This is a genomic window from Alteromonas sp. I10 (assembly GCF_003201515.1).
GTDB classification, from domain to species: Bacteria; Pseudomonadota; Gammaproteobacteria; order Enterobacterales; family Alteromonadaceae; genus Alteromonas; species Alteromonas macleodii.
In genome coordinates this window covers 173,061-188,452 of record NZ_QJJN01000003.1, presented here as the reverse complement: position 1 = coordinate 188,452, position 15,392 = coordinate 173,061, and the positions used below count along the sequence as shown (strand labels likewise).

Genomic DNA, 15,392 nt, shown 5'->3' with positions numbered 1-15,392 from the left:
ATGTTAACGCGTAAAGTCAAAGCGGGCAAAAAAGCGCTCAGCTTCGTCACTATCAAAATCATAGCCATTATTCGTCATCGCTTCCAAAGCATCTTCTACCGTTTCGTAAAAGCCATAAGGAACTTCGGCAGCGTCGTAGCACTGAGAAATCTGATGCTTAGTTGTCAGCATAATGTCGGTATCTAATATCACCACGGCAAGAAACGACAGGCCGCGGGTTTTTCTTACCCGAGTTTGTTTTACAAAAATATCAAAGGTGGAAGGGGGCATCAGGCTTTCACCGTAAAGACAGCTTACTTGTGCCCATTTAGTGCCCTTTTCGAATTTTGAAATGTCAGAAGACATCTTTACTACGCCATTTCTCATGGTTTCGTCATTCCACGGTCCGCGCGCTGAGAAGAGCAGCAACTGACCGCTTACGCTACATTCAAACTCGCCGTGTGGATTATTCATGGGCATTACCTTTAAGCCTTATATAGAAGTTAGCACTTTACTGCTATCACGCAACTAACCATTCGGCTAAAGCCAGCGCCCCTGTGTACTGCGCTTAATCGCCTAGCGATGTCGCTCAACGTTTAATCTTTATTGGCTGAATATATTCAGTAATATGGAGACGATAAATGCATCACTACAACGTGATCACCCCATAAAAAAAGAACGGATAAGAACAAATAGATTAAGGTGAGATATGTCTTTTACGAGAAATCACAGGTACCCGTCAGTCAAAAAACGGTTTGCTATATGGGCTGCACTATTTAGCGTAGGCACGCTAGCTATGCCATCCACAGCGCTTGCAAGCAATGAGAGAGAATCTCTTACTACCGACTCTGAACGCTATTTTAAATCGGAAGATATTTTTAATTTGGAATACGTGAGCGAAGTTCAGGTGTCGCCAAACGGTAAATATGTTGCGTATGTGCGCCGTTCAAACGACATTATGTCGGATAGCAGTCGAGCGAACGTCTGGCTAGCGTCGGTTGATGGAAAGTCACACCGCCCCTTACTGTCGTCGAAAAAGAGTTACTATTCTATTCGCTGGTCACCTGACGGTAGCCGATTGGCTTACCTTTCTAATGAAGAAGGTAAACCGCAATTGTATGTGCGTTGGATGGATACAGGGCAAACGGCACTCGTAACAAATGTCACCTCAAACCCAAGTAACATCACTTGGTCGCCAGATGGTAAGCACATTGCTTTCACTATGAGCGTTGATGCCAAGGAAAAGCCGCTAGACATTAAAATGCCTAAAAAGCCTGACGGTGCAAAGTGGTCTCCTAGCTTTCAATATATTACCAAAGCGCGCTATCAAGCCGATGGCCGAGGCATTCTTGAACCTGCTTACACCCATATTTTTATTGTTCCTGCTGACGGAGGCACAGCACGACAGCTTACTTCAGGGAACTATCACCACAATGGGCGCTTAAGTTTCTCTCCTGATAGCGACAAAATCTATTTCTCTGCCAACCGCAGTGACAATTGGGAATATGAGCCTGTAGAGGGGGATATCTTCTCTGTGGATATGATGGGAAATATCGAGCAACTTACCAACGACAAAGGCCTCGAATCATCGCCTGTCGTATCGCCTGATGGAAAGTACATAGCTTACGCTCGCCGCGATGACGAAAAGGTGATGTATAAAAATAGCTATTTGTACGTGATGAAAAGTGACGGTACAGATGCCAAAAACTTAACAAAAGACGTTGATAATTCAGTGTCTAACTTTCACTGGAAAGATAATAAGCACGTTTATTTTCAGCAGTCGGTTCGCGGTTTAGCGCAGGTAGATGTAGTATCACTATCGGGCAGCGTAAAAGCCGTAGCTAAGGGGCTGGGCGGTACAACGTTAGGACGACCTTACGTATTTGGCACTTATCACGCTGTCGGTGATGTAGTGGCTTACACCAAAGGACGTACCGATCGCCCCGCTGATTTATATGTCACTACGCGAAACGAGCGACAGCTAACAGCGCTCAATGAAGACGTTCTAGGTCATAAGCAACTTGGCGAAGTAAAAGAAATTGTCTATCCGTCTTCTATTGATGGCGAAGAAATCCAGGGGTGGTACATTCTGCCGCCAAACTATGACAGCTCGAAAACGTATCCGCTTATCTTAGAAATTCACGGCGGACCTAATCTCGCTTATGGCCCTGTTTTCACTGCTGAACTGCAGCGCATGGCTGCAGAGGGCTATGTGGTGTTTTATGATAATCACAGAGGCAGTACAGGTTATGGAGAACGCTTCGCATTGCTACTTCAAGGGAAATACAGTTCGGAATATGACTTCTCAGACCATATGTCGGGTGTAGATGCGCTTATTGAAAAAGGTATCGCTGACCCAGAGCGACTGTTTATTACTGGTGGTTCAGCAGGTGGCATTGCATCAGCTTATGCCATTGGCCTTACTAACCGATTTAAAGCAGCCGTAGTCGCTAAACCCGTTATCAACTGGTTATCGAAAGTGCTGAGTGCCGATTCAGGTCTATATCAGATCCCTTTCCAATTTCCGGGCAAGCCTTGGGATAACGTAGAGCACTACTGGAAGCGCTCACCGCTATCGCTAGTAGGCAATGTAACGACCCCCACCATGCTGATCACGGGAGTGGAGGACAAGCGCACGCCAATGTCTGAGACCGAGCAGTTCTATCAAGCGTTAAAGATTCAAAAGGTTGATAGCGTGCTGGTAAAAGTACCTGGATCGCCCCACGGGATTGCTTCTAAGCCATCTAGAATGATTGGTAAAGTTGAAAATATCTTGGCGTGGTTTAAAAAATACGACAGCGTGCAGTCACAAAGTACGCAAGTTGAAGCTCAATAATTAGTGTGCTGAGACTAAGTGGGGCTAATGCGCCGACTCAATCGGTTCAAGGCCCCATTTTTTTAGTATTCGAGCATATTCGCCATTCGCTTTTAAAATCGAAAGCGCATGTTTAAGTGAGCTTACTTTGTCTTGCTCAGTCTTAAGGCCAGTGGCAACAAAAAGATCAGCACCCAATGCTTCGATAACATATTCGCTCGTTGCGTCGTTAGGGTTAAAGCCTGCGTCGCTGATTTCATACTTTCCTGTCTCAAAATTGGCTAATGCAAAGTCGATGCGCCCCATATACAAAAGCTTCCACAGTAGTGCTGGCTCAGCAACCAAAGCGAGGTTTTTATTTTCTTCAAAACCTTCTTGCTGCAAAAACGATGCTGAGCCATAGCCGCGTATTGAGCCTACTCGGAACTGCTTTGCGTCGTCTAAGGAATTTACGTGTGCTGTCTCTTTCTGCTTTAAGCGGATCAGCGAGGCTTGCATGTGATTTACTGATGAAATCCACTCAAATTCATCTTCCCTGTTCGGTGTTTTCAATAAAGATAGAAGTACCAGATTGGGATTATCGAGGGTTTCTTGTACTGCACGGGCCCACGGCATGTGTTCCAACGAACTGCTAAATGGCAGCAGAGGTTCTAGTGCGTTTGCGAGGTCTACGTTGACGCCTTGTGCTTTTCCATCCTTATTAATCCAGTAATAGGGTGGGGTGACCTCGGTTAGAAAGTAGACATGGTTGGACGATGCGAAGGCAAATGAACTTACAATCAGCAACAAAAAAATCCAGATACTACGAAACATAACTACTGTTAAGAACCTATAAAAAATAACATCAATTGGAGGTTTTAGATAAGGTAATGCTAATGCGTAGTATACCGGTTTTATAGGCAAATAATACTGATATTTGCCTATAAAATGTTCAATTTGAGGTGCTGATAGTCGGTACTTGCTTATTCTACCGCGGGATGTAATTGCTCGATATCAGGAACAACTGTGAGTTTTAAATCAAGCGCTTTCCAGTAGTGGCGTTCTCGTAGCAGGTCAGCTGAGATAATAGGTTTTTCATCTAACCAGCCATCGGGGAAGGTAATGGTCAGTTCGTTCTTTTCTACATTAACAACGAGGTCAGGTACAAAACCCTCTTGGCGTTTAATATTAAGCAGTACACCCAAACGCAGTAACGCGATTAAATGCTTAACCGACTGCTCATCGAAAAGATTAAATGCGGGCAATTCATTGGTTCGAATTTTCTTTCTATGGAATCGCACGAGCGTAGCTAGCAGTAATTGTTGTTCCTGCGTAAACCCAGGCATGTCCACATTACCAAGAATGTAGGCGCTGTGTTTTTGTATGCCTCGAGAGTTAATTTGCATGCCGACTTCGTGAAGTAAAGCTGCCCAGCCGAGCATGCTTTTAAAGTCACGCCCTTTAAGTTTCCATGCTTTTTCAACATCGTTGAAAAGTGAAAGGGTTGTATTAAGCACCATAGTGGCTTGGGACGTATCTACATCGTAGCGGGTTGCCAAACTACTCGCGGTTCTGCCGCGAATATCAGCGTGATGAAGCTCATCTTCCATCTGATAAAGTACGCCTTCGCGCAAGGCGGCAGGCGAGTACACCAAGCCTTCAATCTCTAGCGCTTTGAAAACGGCGATAAGAATAGCGAGGCCGCCAGCAATAACCACACGACGATCTTCACTTAAATCTGGGTAGCTTAATTTGTCTATATGCCCTGCGCTTATGAATTGCTTCATTAAATTGCGCAAACTTTTAAGTGTCACCGGAATATCGTGGCCATTGGGTCTGTCTTGCTGACAAAGTGTAAACAGCGAACGAATGGTACCAGACGTACCGATACACTGGACCCAGCCCAGTCTGCGATATTTATTATCTATTAACTCAAGCTCTTGCTGTGCAGCCGTGATAGCACGATCAAAGGCTTTTGGCTTTAGCTCACCGTCAGGGAAAAACCGTTTGGTATAGCTTACGCAGCCCATTTGAAGGCTGCGGCAAAGTAAAGGCGTAAAACCTTCGCCAATAACGAACTCAGTAGAGCCTCCGCCTATATCAATAACCAGCTGTTGGCCGTCGGAGTGGTTAGTATGTGCAACGCCTGAATAAATAAGTCGCGCTTCTTCTACACCAGAAATGACTTCGATAGGGTAGGGAAGGATATCTTTTGCTGCGCTGATAAAATCGCGGGCGTTACGCGCTCTGCGCAACGTATGGGTGGCGACAATTCTCACGGAGTCGGGCTCAAAACCTTTCAGGCTCTCTGCTACTACTTTTAGCATAGCAAGCCCACGCTCCATCGCTTCATCAGACAAGATATCGTCGTCGTTGAGACCTTCGGCCAAGCGTACTTTTTGTTTAACTCTATGCAGAATCTGCACAGACCCAGCAACAATGCGTGCTACTACTAAGTGAAAACTATTTGAGCCAATGTCTAGTGCTGCGACTTTATTGACTTCGCGGGTTTCCACGTCATTAAAAACTGATTCGTGCTGGGTCATGTACTAATTTTCTATCCTACAAAGTGTCTTCTAGCTTCTTCAAATAGTCATAAATTTCTATCTGAGAACGAAGTTTTTTACGATTTCCCCTGCGAACGTACTTGTTGCTCTGATCCTTGTCAATCACTCGAGCCTTCAGGGTATCTTTAAATTGTAGCTCCATTATATCAACAATGCGCTGTTGAAGACCTTTATCATACACTGGACAACCTACTTCAATGCGGTTGTCCATGTTACGGGTCATCCAGTCAGCAGAAGAGATATACACTTTTCTATCGCCGCCACCTTCAAAAATCATCACGCGAGGGTGTTCGAGAAATCTATCAACAATAGAGATAATTTCGATGTTTTCGCTTATTCCTTTTATCCCCGGATTAAGTGAGCACATACCGCGCACTATACCGCGGATCTTAACCCCCGCCTGGCTAGCCCGGTACAAATCATCAATGAGTTCTTTATCAACAAGGTTGTTAATTTTGAAAGTGATTTGTGCCTTTTGGCCTTGGTTCAAATGCTGAATTTCTTGACGAATTAACGACTGAATTTTGGTTCTGGCGTTTAATGGCGATATTTGAAGATGCTGGAACTTGTAGCGTCGGTAAGGGTACTGAATAAGATCGAATACCGCCACGCCTTCATCGGCGAGTTCTTGATTACGGGTGAATAAGCTGTAGTCGGTATAGATCTTTGCTGTTTTCTCGTTGAAGTTACCCGTACCGAAATGCGCATAGTTCACCAAACTGCCCCGTTCTTCACGGGTCACAATACAAAGTTTAGAGTGAATTTTAAGGGTAGGTACGCCAAGTACAACGCGTATACCTGCATCGGTCATGCGCTTAGACCATTCGATATTTGCCTCTTCGTCAAAACGGGCGCGAAGTTCTACCACAACGGTTACTTTTTTGCCGTTGTCTACCGCGTCAATCAACGAGTTTACAATGCGTGAATTACTGGCAACACGATAAATATTAATACGTATGGTCTTAACATTCGGGTCGAAAGCCGCCTGACGCAAAAACTCGGTGAAGTGTAGGAAGCGATGGTACGGGTAGTATAGTAGTATGTCTCGTGCAGTAATGGCATCGAAAACGGTGTTGTACTTAGAGAATGCCTTGCTGTCGATAGCAGGCAGCGGCGTATGCTCTAAATATTCTCGACCCACATTAGGGAAGCCAATAAAGTCTTTAAAGTTACGATAGTGCCCAGCAGCGTGCATGGTATCTAGCTTGGTTATCTTAAGTCGCTTGCGCAAGTCAGATTTCATGTCCTCTGGCATGTTCGTGTCGTAGATAACACGCACAGGCTCAGCGATAAGGCGCTGCTTCATACTTTCAGACATCTTTTCAACGAAGCTTTCGTCAATTTCTTCGTTGATAGAATATTCCGCATCACGCGTCATTTTAAACGAGAATGCTTCAATTTCGTCGAACTTCACGAAACCGCGGAAAATGTCTTCGATACACAGCTGAATCATGTCATCGAGCATAATAATGCTCTTCTTCTTGCGGCTTTTTTGCGGTGGGATAAGCATAAAGCGCGACATTTCAGAGGTAGGAACCTGAATAACCGCAAATTTAGGATTGCGGTCCTTTCTTCTAAGCGCCACATATAAATACACCGAAGTACCGTTCAAACGGCTAAGTAGGTCGGTCTTCTTATCTATTAAAATAGGTGCAATGTGACGCAGTGCTTTGTTAACGAAGAAGTTGCGTACCCACTGCTTTTGATAATCGTCTAAATCGTCTTTTCGAAGAATATGTATGTTGTAGCGAGCTAGGGACTTAACCACATCCTTATGAATTTGGTCGAACTTTTCAGAAAGCTGGACTACCTTTTTCTGAATAAGCGCCATAAGAGCGGTTTGGCGTTCAGCTTCCTCTTCATTGCCGTCATTTTGCGCAATGGTAATTTGTCGTTTCACGTCAGCGGCGCGCACGCGATAAAACTCATCTAGGTTATTTGAGTAAATACCAAGAAAACGAATTCGCTCCACGGCGGGATTGTTTTTATCTGCGGCTTCTTGCAATACGCGTTCGTTAAACGCAAGCCAGCTTAATTCTTTGGGATAATATAAAACGTCGTTATCCATAATGTCTCAATTCACGTTCATAAAAATGGTCAAAGACTGCCATCAGTCAGTGACACTACTGTGACAACACGTATTCTGGTGCAAGTGCGCACGCATTGCGTTGTGGTTATTCCATTAACTTTCAATATGATGAGTTCGTAATTGTGATGCGCGGATAGTGTATGGCACCACAAATACGCCCTTGTTTTTATCGCTTCGCGGTAATATCCACCACCAAATCGTTAGCCAACGACTCCAGTGAATCTTGCAGTGCGCCGTCGTCAAAATCTTCTGGCACCGCAATTTCTGCTTTTGCTTTGAAAATCAGGCTGCCCCAGTTAGGCGCGCTTTCACAGTGTGAAGCAAAGGTGAGAATATTCAAATTGAACTGGTTTAAAACAGAGGTAAGCTCTTGGACAATACCGGTTTTGTCATTGCCCATTACATCAACCGTCAATTTGGTGGTGTTGTTATTTTCACTGCTCGCTACCGCTACAGATTGCACCGACAAATCTTTAATGGCGTCTAGCGCATCGATTAAGCCCTGTTTGTTCTCATCGGCAACATGTACTTCTACAAAACCGGTGAACATTCCCGCCATATGCGCAAAGCTTGATCCTTGCCAGTTGCCTTCATGTTTGTATACACACTTAGCCAGTGCGTCTACTAAACCCGGCTTGTCTTTACCCATAATGCTTATAACCAATGATTGCATACGATGCTCCTTATTGGGCGTGTAGAGAAAAACTTTGATCGTCTTCCTGTTGGGTAATACCATAGGCGCAGAGTAGGTTGCGCGAAGGTAATGCTTTAAACTTTCACTTGCTATTAGCATAACAAAACTTACACTGCTCACCAGTGCAATTTAGGGTTATTCTTCTTAAAAATGAAGAATTTCGAAAATAAGAATTACTAAACAGCCGCATGACTTTCGACAGCAACAGCACAAACAAAAAACGCCAGAGAAGCGACAGGTGGTCACGCTATGTAGTGACCGGCTTCGGCGGCCTTGTTTTGTTGACGTTAGTTATTCTTATTACCCATCTAATCAGCCAAGCTCTGCCGTTAGCATATACCCCTAGCTTAAATCATCTGTTGAGCTTGAAAACGTCAGATAATGAAAAAATTATCAGCGCAGGCGACATCATTAACAGTCAGCCAATGCTGGTTAGGAAGTCTGACTGTCGATTGGGATTAAAGTTGCTTAAAGGCGATGCTCTGGTGAGTAATCACGATTATATCCGTCCTTGCGAGCATAGACTGTCTTCCCACAGTGTGATGGGAGAGAACTATATCGTAGACGTTTCTCCTAACGCCCAAGTGAGAGTTTTACCGGTTAGATCGTTCAATATGACCGACGGTAGCGCAGAGGATATTGCCACAAGTACGCCGCAAGCGGCGTTGTCGAACAGCATTACGTTCGCGCTTCCCAAAGATGAGTGGGAGAGACGCAGTGACTGGAGCATTGCACTGTCTTCAAAATGGGCAGTGGTTTCTATCGTTCAAGACAATAAAGTGTTTATCCGTTGGGTAAATCGGCTTCGTCCTACACAGGTGGTGGATAAACGGTTTCATAATATAGACAGACTCGTACTGTTACCCGGCAGTCAGAGCGTGTTACTCCAAGTGGATGATGCGCTTTTCCTAAATAGGCTCACGGATGAAGGGGCGTCACTACTGCCAATAGCAGGAAACATCACAGCGTCAATAGATGAGAAGATTGTATTCCCACTTGCTAAAGACCGCACCTTTTTCCTAATGAACAGCAATACACAGGCACTTACTCGCTGGGTGCTGAGCAAAAGCGATAAAGGCCTTACCTTTGAACAAACCTACCAAGTAGCGCTACCAGGAGAGAACGTTAAGGATGTGGCAGAACATGCCAGTATGAACTTAGTGGCAGTGCTGACCGACAAAGCAAGAGTGTTGTTGGTAAACCGTGTATCAGGCGATGTAGTAGCATCACAACAGATAGAGCGTTCTGCTGAGAATATCATTTGGTACGGCAATAAGCTTTATGGCTATTCAGATAGCACCTTATCAGTATGGGAAGGCAAACACTTAAGCGGCGTTACTACATGGGCCTCTCTGTTTGAACCGCAGCACTACGAAGGGTATGAAACGGAAGAAACCGTATGGCAAACCACCACTGCCTCTGATTTTCAAGAGGCAAAGTTTAGCTTAACACCGCTATTAATAGGCAGTATTAAAGCCTCTCTTTTAGCGCTGCTTATTGCTATTCCGGTTGCTATCGGTGCCGCAATTTACACCGCGTTTTTTGCTAAAAGCCGCCTTCGCAACGTTATTAAGCCGGCTATCGAATTGCTCGAAGCGATTCCCAGTGTACTCATTGGCTTCATCGCGGCTATTTGGTTGTCGCCAAAAGCTGAGCAGTTTTTATTTTCCTTTGCCTTTTTCCTAATCGTTATCCCTTTTGTGCTTATTGTCGTTGCCCTGGTACAGCGCCCTGTTGCGGAATACTTACCAAAGAAGCTAAGACACGGAGCAGAGCTACTATTTGCTATAAGCGGAGTGTTCCTTTTAGGTTATATTAGCGTGGAGTATGCGCCTTCACTTATTTTCTCGGTAATGGGAGTTGACGGGTTTACAATGCTTGCGGCCGAGTCCGATAGTCCCATCGGGAAAACGACTATAGTGGTAGCGTTAGCGTTAGGTGTGGCCATATCACCTAGTATCTATTCCCTTGCTGAAGATGCCATAAACGGCGTTCCAAATGATTTAAAACACGCCTCTTTTGCTTTAGGCGCCACACGACTACAGACCTTACTTCATGTTGTGCTTCACGTTGCACTACCGGGTATTGTTGCCGCGATTATGCTAGGTTTCGGCCGCGCGTTTGGTGAAACTATGATAGTCCTTATGGTGACGGGAAATACGCCAATCTCCAGCTGGGGCTTGATAGAAGGTTTGCGAGCACTTACTGCTAACTTGGCAATCGAACTTCCAGAAGCAGATGTATCATCGGCGCACTATCAAATTCTATTTTTCACCGCGTGTATTTTGTTCCTGTTTACCTTCTTGGTAAACACCATGGCAGAGCTATTGCGACAGCGTATAAGAAGTAGGGCGTACTATGGTTAATCGAACAACGTTTGGGTTAAGTGCGGTACAGCGTCAATCGTTAGTCATTAGCTTAACGGCTTTTTTCACCAGTCTGCTGCTTATTGCGCTAGTTAGCGTTCTTATACTTATTAGTTTTCGAGGTACGGCATATTTTTGGCCAGAGCCCATCTATACGGTTACCGGTACTCATCAAGACGGCACAAGGTTTTCGGTGCTTGCGAACCTATTTGATGAATCAACAAATGAGGATGTGACACTTAAATTCTCAGATGCTCAGCATCCTTATGGCTTTCAAGTCCAGTTATCTCGAGAGGAAATAGAGACTTCTCTACTTGCAAACCAAAGCGCAGAAATAAAACTGTTAGACGGCAGGCGTGTGTTGGCAATTCCTGAATACATCGTTGTGCCATCTAAACCGCCTCAACCTCTTGGTAACATTGACATTGTGCTAGAGGAAGTAGCTCAAATAAGCGCTCAAATTGAAGATTTAAACACGCAACACCTTGCACCTATTCACGAAGCGCTATCTCAATTTGATAAACGTAATGTTGTTGCCGACGCGCCAGCAAGAGAGCGTTTAGTGGCATCGTTTGACGAATACCAAAAGCGTGTGGAAGCGTTAGAAGCAACACGAGCCGAGTATACCTTATTGGTAAGTTTTGCTGACGAAACGCCGTTTGTTATTCCCATATCTAGTATTCAAGATGTGGATTTTGTCAGTCGTCTAAGTACATGGGAAAAGTGGCAGGTGGCGTTTTCGGAAATCGGTGTTTTTCTCACCGATTCGCCTAAACAAGCGAATACCTCAGGTGGCGTCTTCCCTGCGTTGTTTGGCACTGTACTCATGGTATTTTTAATGACCATCATCGTAACGCCCTTTGGTGTATTAGCCGCTATTTACTTGAGCGAATATGCACCTAACACGGCGCTTACCACCATTATTCGTGTCAGTGTAAGCAACATGGCAGGTGTACCTTCTATTGTTTACGGCGTATTCGGCCTTGGTTTCTTTGTTTATACCTTGGGCGGCAGTATTGATGAGCTATTGTTTAGTGACACACTGCCAGCACCCACAATGGGAAGCCCTGGCGTTTTCTGGGCTGCCTTAACCATGGCAATTTTGACCTTACCTGTAGTGATTGTGGCGACTGAAGAAGGTTTGCGCAGGGTGCCGGAAGGATTGAAAGCGGGCAGTTACGCATTAGGAGCTACCAAAATTGAGACTATAGTGCGTACCGTATTGCCTATTGCGTCTCCGGGTATTATGACTGGCGTAATTCTGGCGATTGCGAGGGCGGCAGGTGAAGTAGCGCCACTTATGTTAGTGGGTGCGGTCAAGTTTGCGCCAACCTTGCCCATAGATGGAGAGTTTCCTTATCTCCACCTTGATAGGCAGTTTATGCATTTGGGCGTGCTTATTTATGACGGAGCGTTTCACAGCCAAACTGATGGAAAGAGCGCAAGCATGATGTTTGCCGCTTGCTTGCTTTTACTCGTGGTGGTGTTTGTATTAAATATTCTGGCAGTTGTACTTAGAGCGCGCCTGCGCAAACGCTATCTCAAAGGATAATACAGGTTTTGTAACATGTTGAAGTTGTTTGAACACAATACGCTGAACGTTAACGACATTGGTGAAGAACAAACTGCGGTAGAGGTTAAAAACCTCAACCTGTGGTTTGGCAATAAGCATGTGTTAAATGACATCAGCATGCGGATCCCAAAAAACAAAATCACAGCGTTAATTGGTCAAAGTGGTTGCGGTAAATCTACACTCATTAGTTGTTTCAATCGCCTTAACGATTTGTATGACGGTTGCAAATACGATGGTGAAATTATTATTGATGGGCAAAACATCAATAGCCGCAAAGTAAATGTGTCACGCCTAAGAACGAACGTGGGCATGGTTTTTCAGCGACCCAACCCCTTTCCTATGAGCATTTATGAGAACGTGTGCTACGGACTTAAGCTTCAAGGCGTTAAAATTCGTCGACACTTAGACGACGCGGTGGAAAGCGCACTGAAACAGGCGGCGCTGTGGGACGAGGTTAAAGATCGTTTATTTGAATCCGCTCATGTCTTATCTGGCGGTCAGCAACAGCGTTTGGTGATTGCAAGAGCACTGGCGTTGAAGCCCGACATTCTTCTTCTTGATGAACCAACCTCAGCCCTTGACCCTCTGACCACGCTTTTTATCGAAGAACTGATGGATGCATTAAAGAAACAATGCACCATTATTATCGTGACGCACAACATGCAACAAGCGGCTAGGGTAAGCGACTACACCGCCTTTTTCCATCAGGGCAGGCTGATAGAATATGCAGACAGCGATACGCTGTTTACTATGCCAGAGAAGAAGCAAACCGAAGACTACATAACGGGGCGATATGGATAAGGTAGCAGTAGGTGTGTGTTCTCACATGGGGTTGTACCGCAATGCTGAAGTTTGGCAAGACGTAGCGGTTTGTCACGATAGTTCTGCCACAGGTAGCGGCACGATTGATTGTCGTTATTCGTTATGCTTACGCCGCGAGGAGAAAACACCATGCGACAGGTAGCCTTAAACACGCATATTTCGGGTACGTTTAATATCGAGTTGGAAAACTTGCGTAACTCGGTATTAACCATGGGGGGCGAAGTTGAACAGCAGCTGGTGGATACGTTAAAAGCGGTAAAGCACAATCATGCCGCTCTGGCTGAAAAAGTGGTGTTGAACGACTTAAAAATTAACTCCATGGAAATTCAAATTGACGAAGAGTGCTTGCGCATTATTGCAAAACGTCATCCTACCGCCAGCGATCTACGTTTAATTATGACCATTTCCAAAGCCATTACCGATATAGAGCGAATGGGCGATGAAATCGAGCGTATTGCTAAACTGGTAACGCGCAATAAGTTGCCGAGCTCAGATACCATTAAGAGCAGCATGTTACTTATTGGCGAGCGCGTGGCCGCCATGATGCGCGGCACATTCGACGCTTTTGCTCGTCAGGATGAGGCTGCGGCGTTAGAAGTGTACGACCAAGACAACCGCATTGATAGTGAATACAAGCGTCTGCTGTCGTATACCACCTCCGAAATGCAGAAAAGTACCGATGACATGCAGGATTGGTTGGATGTTTTGTGGGCAATGCGCTCGTTAGAGCGTATTGGCGATAGATGTAAGAATGTGTGTGAGTATGTGGTTTATCTTACTCGGGGTACCGATGTTAGGCATACACCGTTGGAAAATATGCAACAAAAATTGGAAGATTTGACGTAATCCTGTCCAAATGGTCAGTACAATTTTGCGTATTGATATTCAAATATGGATACATGCGAAATTTATTTGTCATAAAACTGAAATATTTGGTGGATTTATCATCGCATTCAAATAATTCCGCATACTTTTATCGTTTTTCAGTGATTTTCGCTATGGCTTCTAACATGATTACGTTATCATGCGCCGCAGCCAAGAACAGATCGTGCAAAATTTAATCGAACCTTATGATAAAACACAATTTGTCTTTAACTTCATTCTCTAGCCTTTGTGGTGAAGAGATCATGCTACTTACTCAAGTAGCGTCCAGCCTAAATCGCGTTTAGATCGGGAGCGATTATCCGTGGAATTTTTTGAAAGTTATGGCCTAATTCTTATAATCCTTGCCGCCGGCGTTGGTTTCGTCATGGCATGGGGTATTGGAGCGAATGACGTTGCCAACGCAATGGGTACGTCAGTAGGTTCTAAAGCTTTAACCATAAAACAAGCCATTATCATTGCAATGATATTTGAGTTTGCTGGCGCCTACCTAGCAGGTGGCGAAGTAACGTCTACCATTCGAAAAGGGATTATCGACTCAACCTATTTTATAGACATACCTGAATACCTTGTATTAGGCATGATCTCATCACTACTTGCAGCTGGAATCTGGCTTGCGGTAGCGTCATGGTTGGGGTGGCCTGTATCTACCACTCACTCAATTATCGGTGCAATCATCGGTTTTACTGCCACTGGCGTCAGCATGGACGCAGTAGCATGGGACAAAGTGGGTGGTATTGTTGGTAGTTGGGTAGTAACCCCAGCTATTTCAGGCATCATTGCTTATCTTATTTTCATGAGCGCGCACAAGCTCATCTTCCAAACTGCCTCTCCGTTTGCAAATGCTAAGCGTTATGTGCCGTTCTATATGGCATTAGCGGGCTTTGTGATGTCGCTTGTTACTATCAAGAAAGGCCTTAAGCACGTTGGTTTAGAGCTAAGCGCTGTTAACGGATATGTGCTGGCGATTGCTATTGCCGTAGCGTTGGGCTTCTTGGGTAAATGGTTTATCGGCCGTATGAAGTTCAGCGGTTCTGAAGATGCAGACCTACAGGCGGCTAACGTTGAGAAAGTATTCGCACTTCTAATGGTAGTAACAGCCTGTTGTATGGCGTTTGCCCACGGTTCAAATGATGTAGCTAACGCTATTGGACCATTGGCTGCGGTAGTTAGCGTAGTAAGTAGTGGCGGCGAAATTAACTCTAGCACTACGCTTGCACCTTGGATCCTTCCTCTTGGTGGTTTAGGTATTGTTGCGGGTCTTGCGCTATTTGGACATCGCGTTATCAAGACCATTGGTCAAGGTATTACACACTTAACACCAAGCCGCGGTTTTGCAGCAGAACTCGCTGCAGCGTGTACGGTAGTTATCGCATCAGGTACGGGTTTACCTATTTCGACTACCCAAACGCTTGTAGGAGCGGTACTAGGTGTAGGTCTGGCGCGTGGTGTATCAGCGCTTAACCTAGGCATTGTGAGAAATATCGTCGTATCGTGGATTGTTACGTTGCCTGCAGGCGCAATCCTCTCGATTATTTTCTTCTACATTCTTAAAGCGTCGTTTGGCGTAGCGTAAAACACAGCGCTTACAAACGTTCGTATTAAGCGAAAAGAATTAAAAAAGGC

The 15,392-nt window shown here is 45.0% G+C and carries 12 protein-coding genes; 7 read left to right on the top strand and 5 right to left on the bottom strand.

The genetic code is table 11. From position 1 onward, the window contains the following. Positions 1-3: 3 nt before the first annotated feature. Positions 4-453: a hypothetical protein gene (locus BZA03_RS07705; protein ID WP_110288448.1), complete on the bottom strand. Its 450-nt coding sequence runs from the start codon at positions 451-453 to the stop codon at positions 4-6. 235 nt (positions 454-688) lie between these two features. Between BZA03_RS07705 and BZA03_RS07700 the strand changes: the two genes are divergently transcribed. Beyond that, positions 689-2,815 (top strand): S9 family peptidase, encoded by a 2,127-nt coding sequence (locus BZA03_RS07700; RefSeq protein WP_110288447.1) that lies wholly within the window; start codon positions 689-691, stop codon positions 2,813-2,815. A 24-nt stretch (positions 2,816-2,839) separates the two neighbouring features. On the opposite strand, the gene BZA03_RS07695 is transcribed toward BZA03_RS07700, so the two are convergent. The 4 genes from BZA03_RS07695 to BZA03_RS07680 all read right to left on the bottom strand — a co-directional run bounded on the left by BZA03_RS07695 (position 2,840) and on the right by BZA03_RS07680 (position 8,102). Further along, on the bottom strand, positions 2,840-3,607 hold the full coding sequence (locus tag BZA03_RS07695) for a transporter substrate-binding domain-containing protein (RefSeq protein WP_110288446.1): 768 nt from the start codon (positions 3,605-3,607) through the stop codon (positions 2,840-2,842). A 149-nt stretch (positions 3,608-3,756) separates the two neighbouring features. Continuing rightward, positions 3,757-5,319 carry an exopolyphosphatase gene (gene ppx / locus BZA03_RS07690; RefSeq protein WP_110288445.1) on the bottom strand — a complete coding sequence of 521 codons (1,563 nt, stop codon included), beginning with the start codon at positions 5,317-5,319 and terminating at the stop codon, positions 3,757-3,759. Between the two features lie 16 nt (positions 5,320-5,335). Then, a complete protein-coding gene (gene ppk1 / locus BZA03_RS07685) occupies positions 5,336-7,408 on the bottom strand; it encodes a polyphosphate kinase 1 (protein WP_014948398.1) in 2,073 nt (690 codons plus the stop codon). 187 nt (positions 7,409-7,595) lie between these two features. Beyond that, positions 7,596-8,102, bottom strand: coding sequence for a glycine cleavage system protein R (locus tag BZA03_RS07680; RefSeq protein WP_014975755.1), 507 nt, complete (start codon positions 8,100-8,102; stop codon positions 7,596-7,598). A 209-nt stretch (positions 8,103-8,311) separates the two neighbouring features. On the opposite strand from BZA03_RS07680, the gene BZA03_RS07675 reads away from it, so the two are divergent. From BZA03_RS07675 to BZA03_RS07655, 6 genes are all read left to right on the top strand, one after another. Then, positions 8,312-10,489, top strand: a complete 2,178-nt coding sequence (locus tag BZA03_RS07675; RefSeq protein ID WP_110288444.1) for an ABC transporter permease subunit — start codon at positions 8,312-8,314, stop codon at positions 10,487-10,489. Continuing rightward, positions 10,482-12,041 carry a phosphate ABC transporter permease PstA gene (pstA, locus tag BZA03_RS07670; RefSeq protein WP_061094323.1) on the top strand — a complete coding sequence of 520 codons (1,560 nt, stop codon included), beginning with the start codon at positions 10,482-10,484 and terminating at the stop codon, positions 12,039-12,041. The genes BZA03_RS07675 and pstA overlap by 8 nt, the downstream gene beginning before the upstream one ends. Before the next feature lie 15 nt (positions 12,042-12,056). Beyond that, entirely contained in the window at positions 12,057-12,863 is an 807-nt protein-coding gene (pstB, locus tag BZA03_RS07665) for a phosphate ABC transporter ATP-binding protein PstB (protein WP_014948402.1), read from the top strand. Then, positions 12,856-13,026 carry a hypothetical protein gene (locus BZA03_RS20405; RefSeq protein ID WP_155279921.1) on the top strand — a complete coding sequence of 57 codons (171 nt, stop codon included), beginning with the start codon at positions 12,856-12,858 and terminating at the stop codon, positions 13,024-13,026. The genes pstB and BZA03_RS20405 overlap by 8 nt, the downstream gene beginning before the upstream one ends. Further along, positions 13,014-13,730, top strand: a complete 717-nt coding sequence (phoU, locus tag BZA03_RS07660) for a phosphate signaling complex protein PhoU (RefSeq protein ID WP_014948403.1) — start codon at positions 13,014-13,016, stop codon at positions 13,728-13,730. Before BZA03_RS20405 ends, phoU begins: the two co-directional genes overlap by 13 nt. Positions 13,731-14,070: 340 nt before the next feature. Next, positions 14,071-15,342: an inorganic phosphate transporter gene (locus BZA03_RS07655; RefSeq protein ID WP_039224609.1), complete on the top strand. Its 1,272-nt coding sequence runs from the start codon at positions 14,071-14,073 to the stop codon at positions 15,340-15,342. Positions 15,343-15,392 lie beyond the last annotated feature (50 nt).

What these genes read in the sequence shown, in the direction of transcription:
- BZA03_RS07705 (WP_110288448.1), bottom strand. Translation starts at nt 453, where the DNA reads ATGAATAATCCACACGGCGAGTTTGAATGTAGCGTAAGCGGTCAGTTG.
- BZA03_RS07700 (WP_110288447.1), top strand. Translation starts at nt 689, where the DNA reads ATGTCTTTTACGAGAAATCACAGGTACCCGTCAGTCAAAAAACGGTTT.
- BZA03_RS07695 (WP_110288446.1), bottom strand. Translation starts at nt 3,607, where the DNA reads ATGTTTCGTAGTATCTGGATTTTTTTGTTGCTGATTGTAAGTTCATTT.
- ppx (WP_110288445.1), bottom strand. Translation starts at nt 5,319, where the DNA reads ATGACCCAGCACGAATCAGTTTTTAATGACGTGGAAACCCGCGAAGTC.
- ppk1 (WP_014948398.1), bottom strand. Translation starts at nt 7,408, where the DNA reads ATGGATAACGACGTTTTATATTATCCCAAAGAATTAAGCTGGCTTGCG.
- BZA03_RS07680 (WP_014975755.1), bottom strand. Translation starts at nt 8,102, where the DNA reads ATGCAATCATTGGTTATAAGCATTATGGGTAAAGACAAGCCGGGTTTA.
- BZA03_RS07675 (WP_110288444.1), top strand. Translation starts at nt 8,312, where the DNA reads ATGACTTTCGACAGCAACAGCACAAACAAAAAACGCCAGAGAAGCGAC.
- pstA (WP_061094323.1), top strand. Translation starts at nt 10,482, where the DNA reads ATGGTTAATCGAACAACGTTTGGGTTAAGTGCGGTACAGCGTCAATCG.
- pstB (WP_014948402.1), top strand. Translation starts at nt 12,057, where the DNA reads ATGTTGAAGTTGTTTGAACACAATACGCTGAACGTTAACGACATTGGT.
- BZA03_RS20405 (WP_155279921.1), top strand. Translation starts at nt 12,856, where the DNA reads ATGGATAAGGTAGCAGTAGGTGTGTGTTCTCACATGGGGTTGTACCGC.
- phoU (WP_014948403.1), top strand. Translation starts at nt 13,014, where the DNA reads ATGCGACAGGTAGCCTTAAACACGCATATTTCGGGTACGTTTAATATC.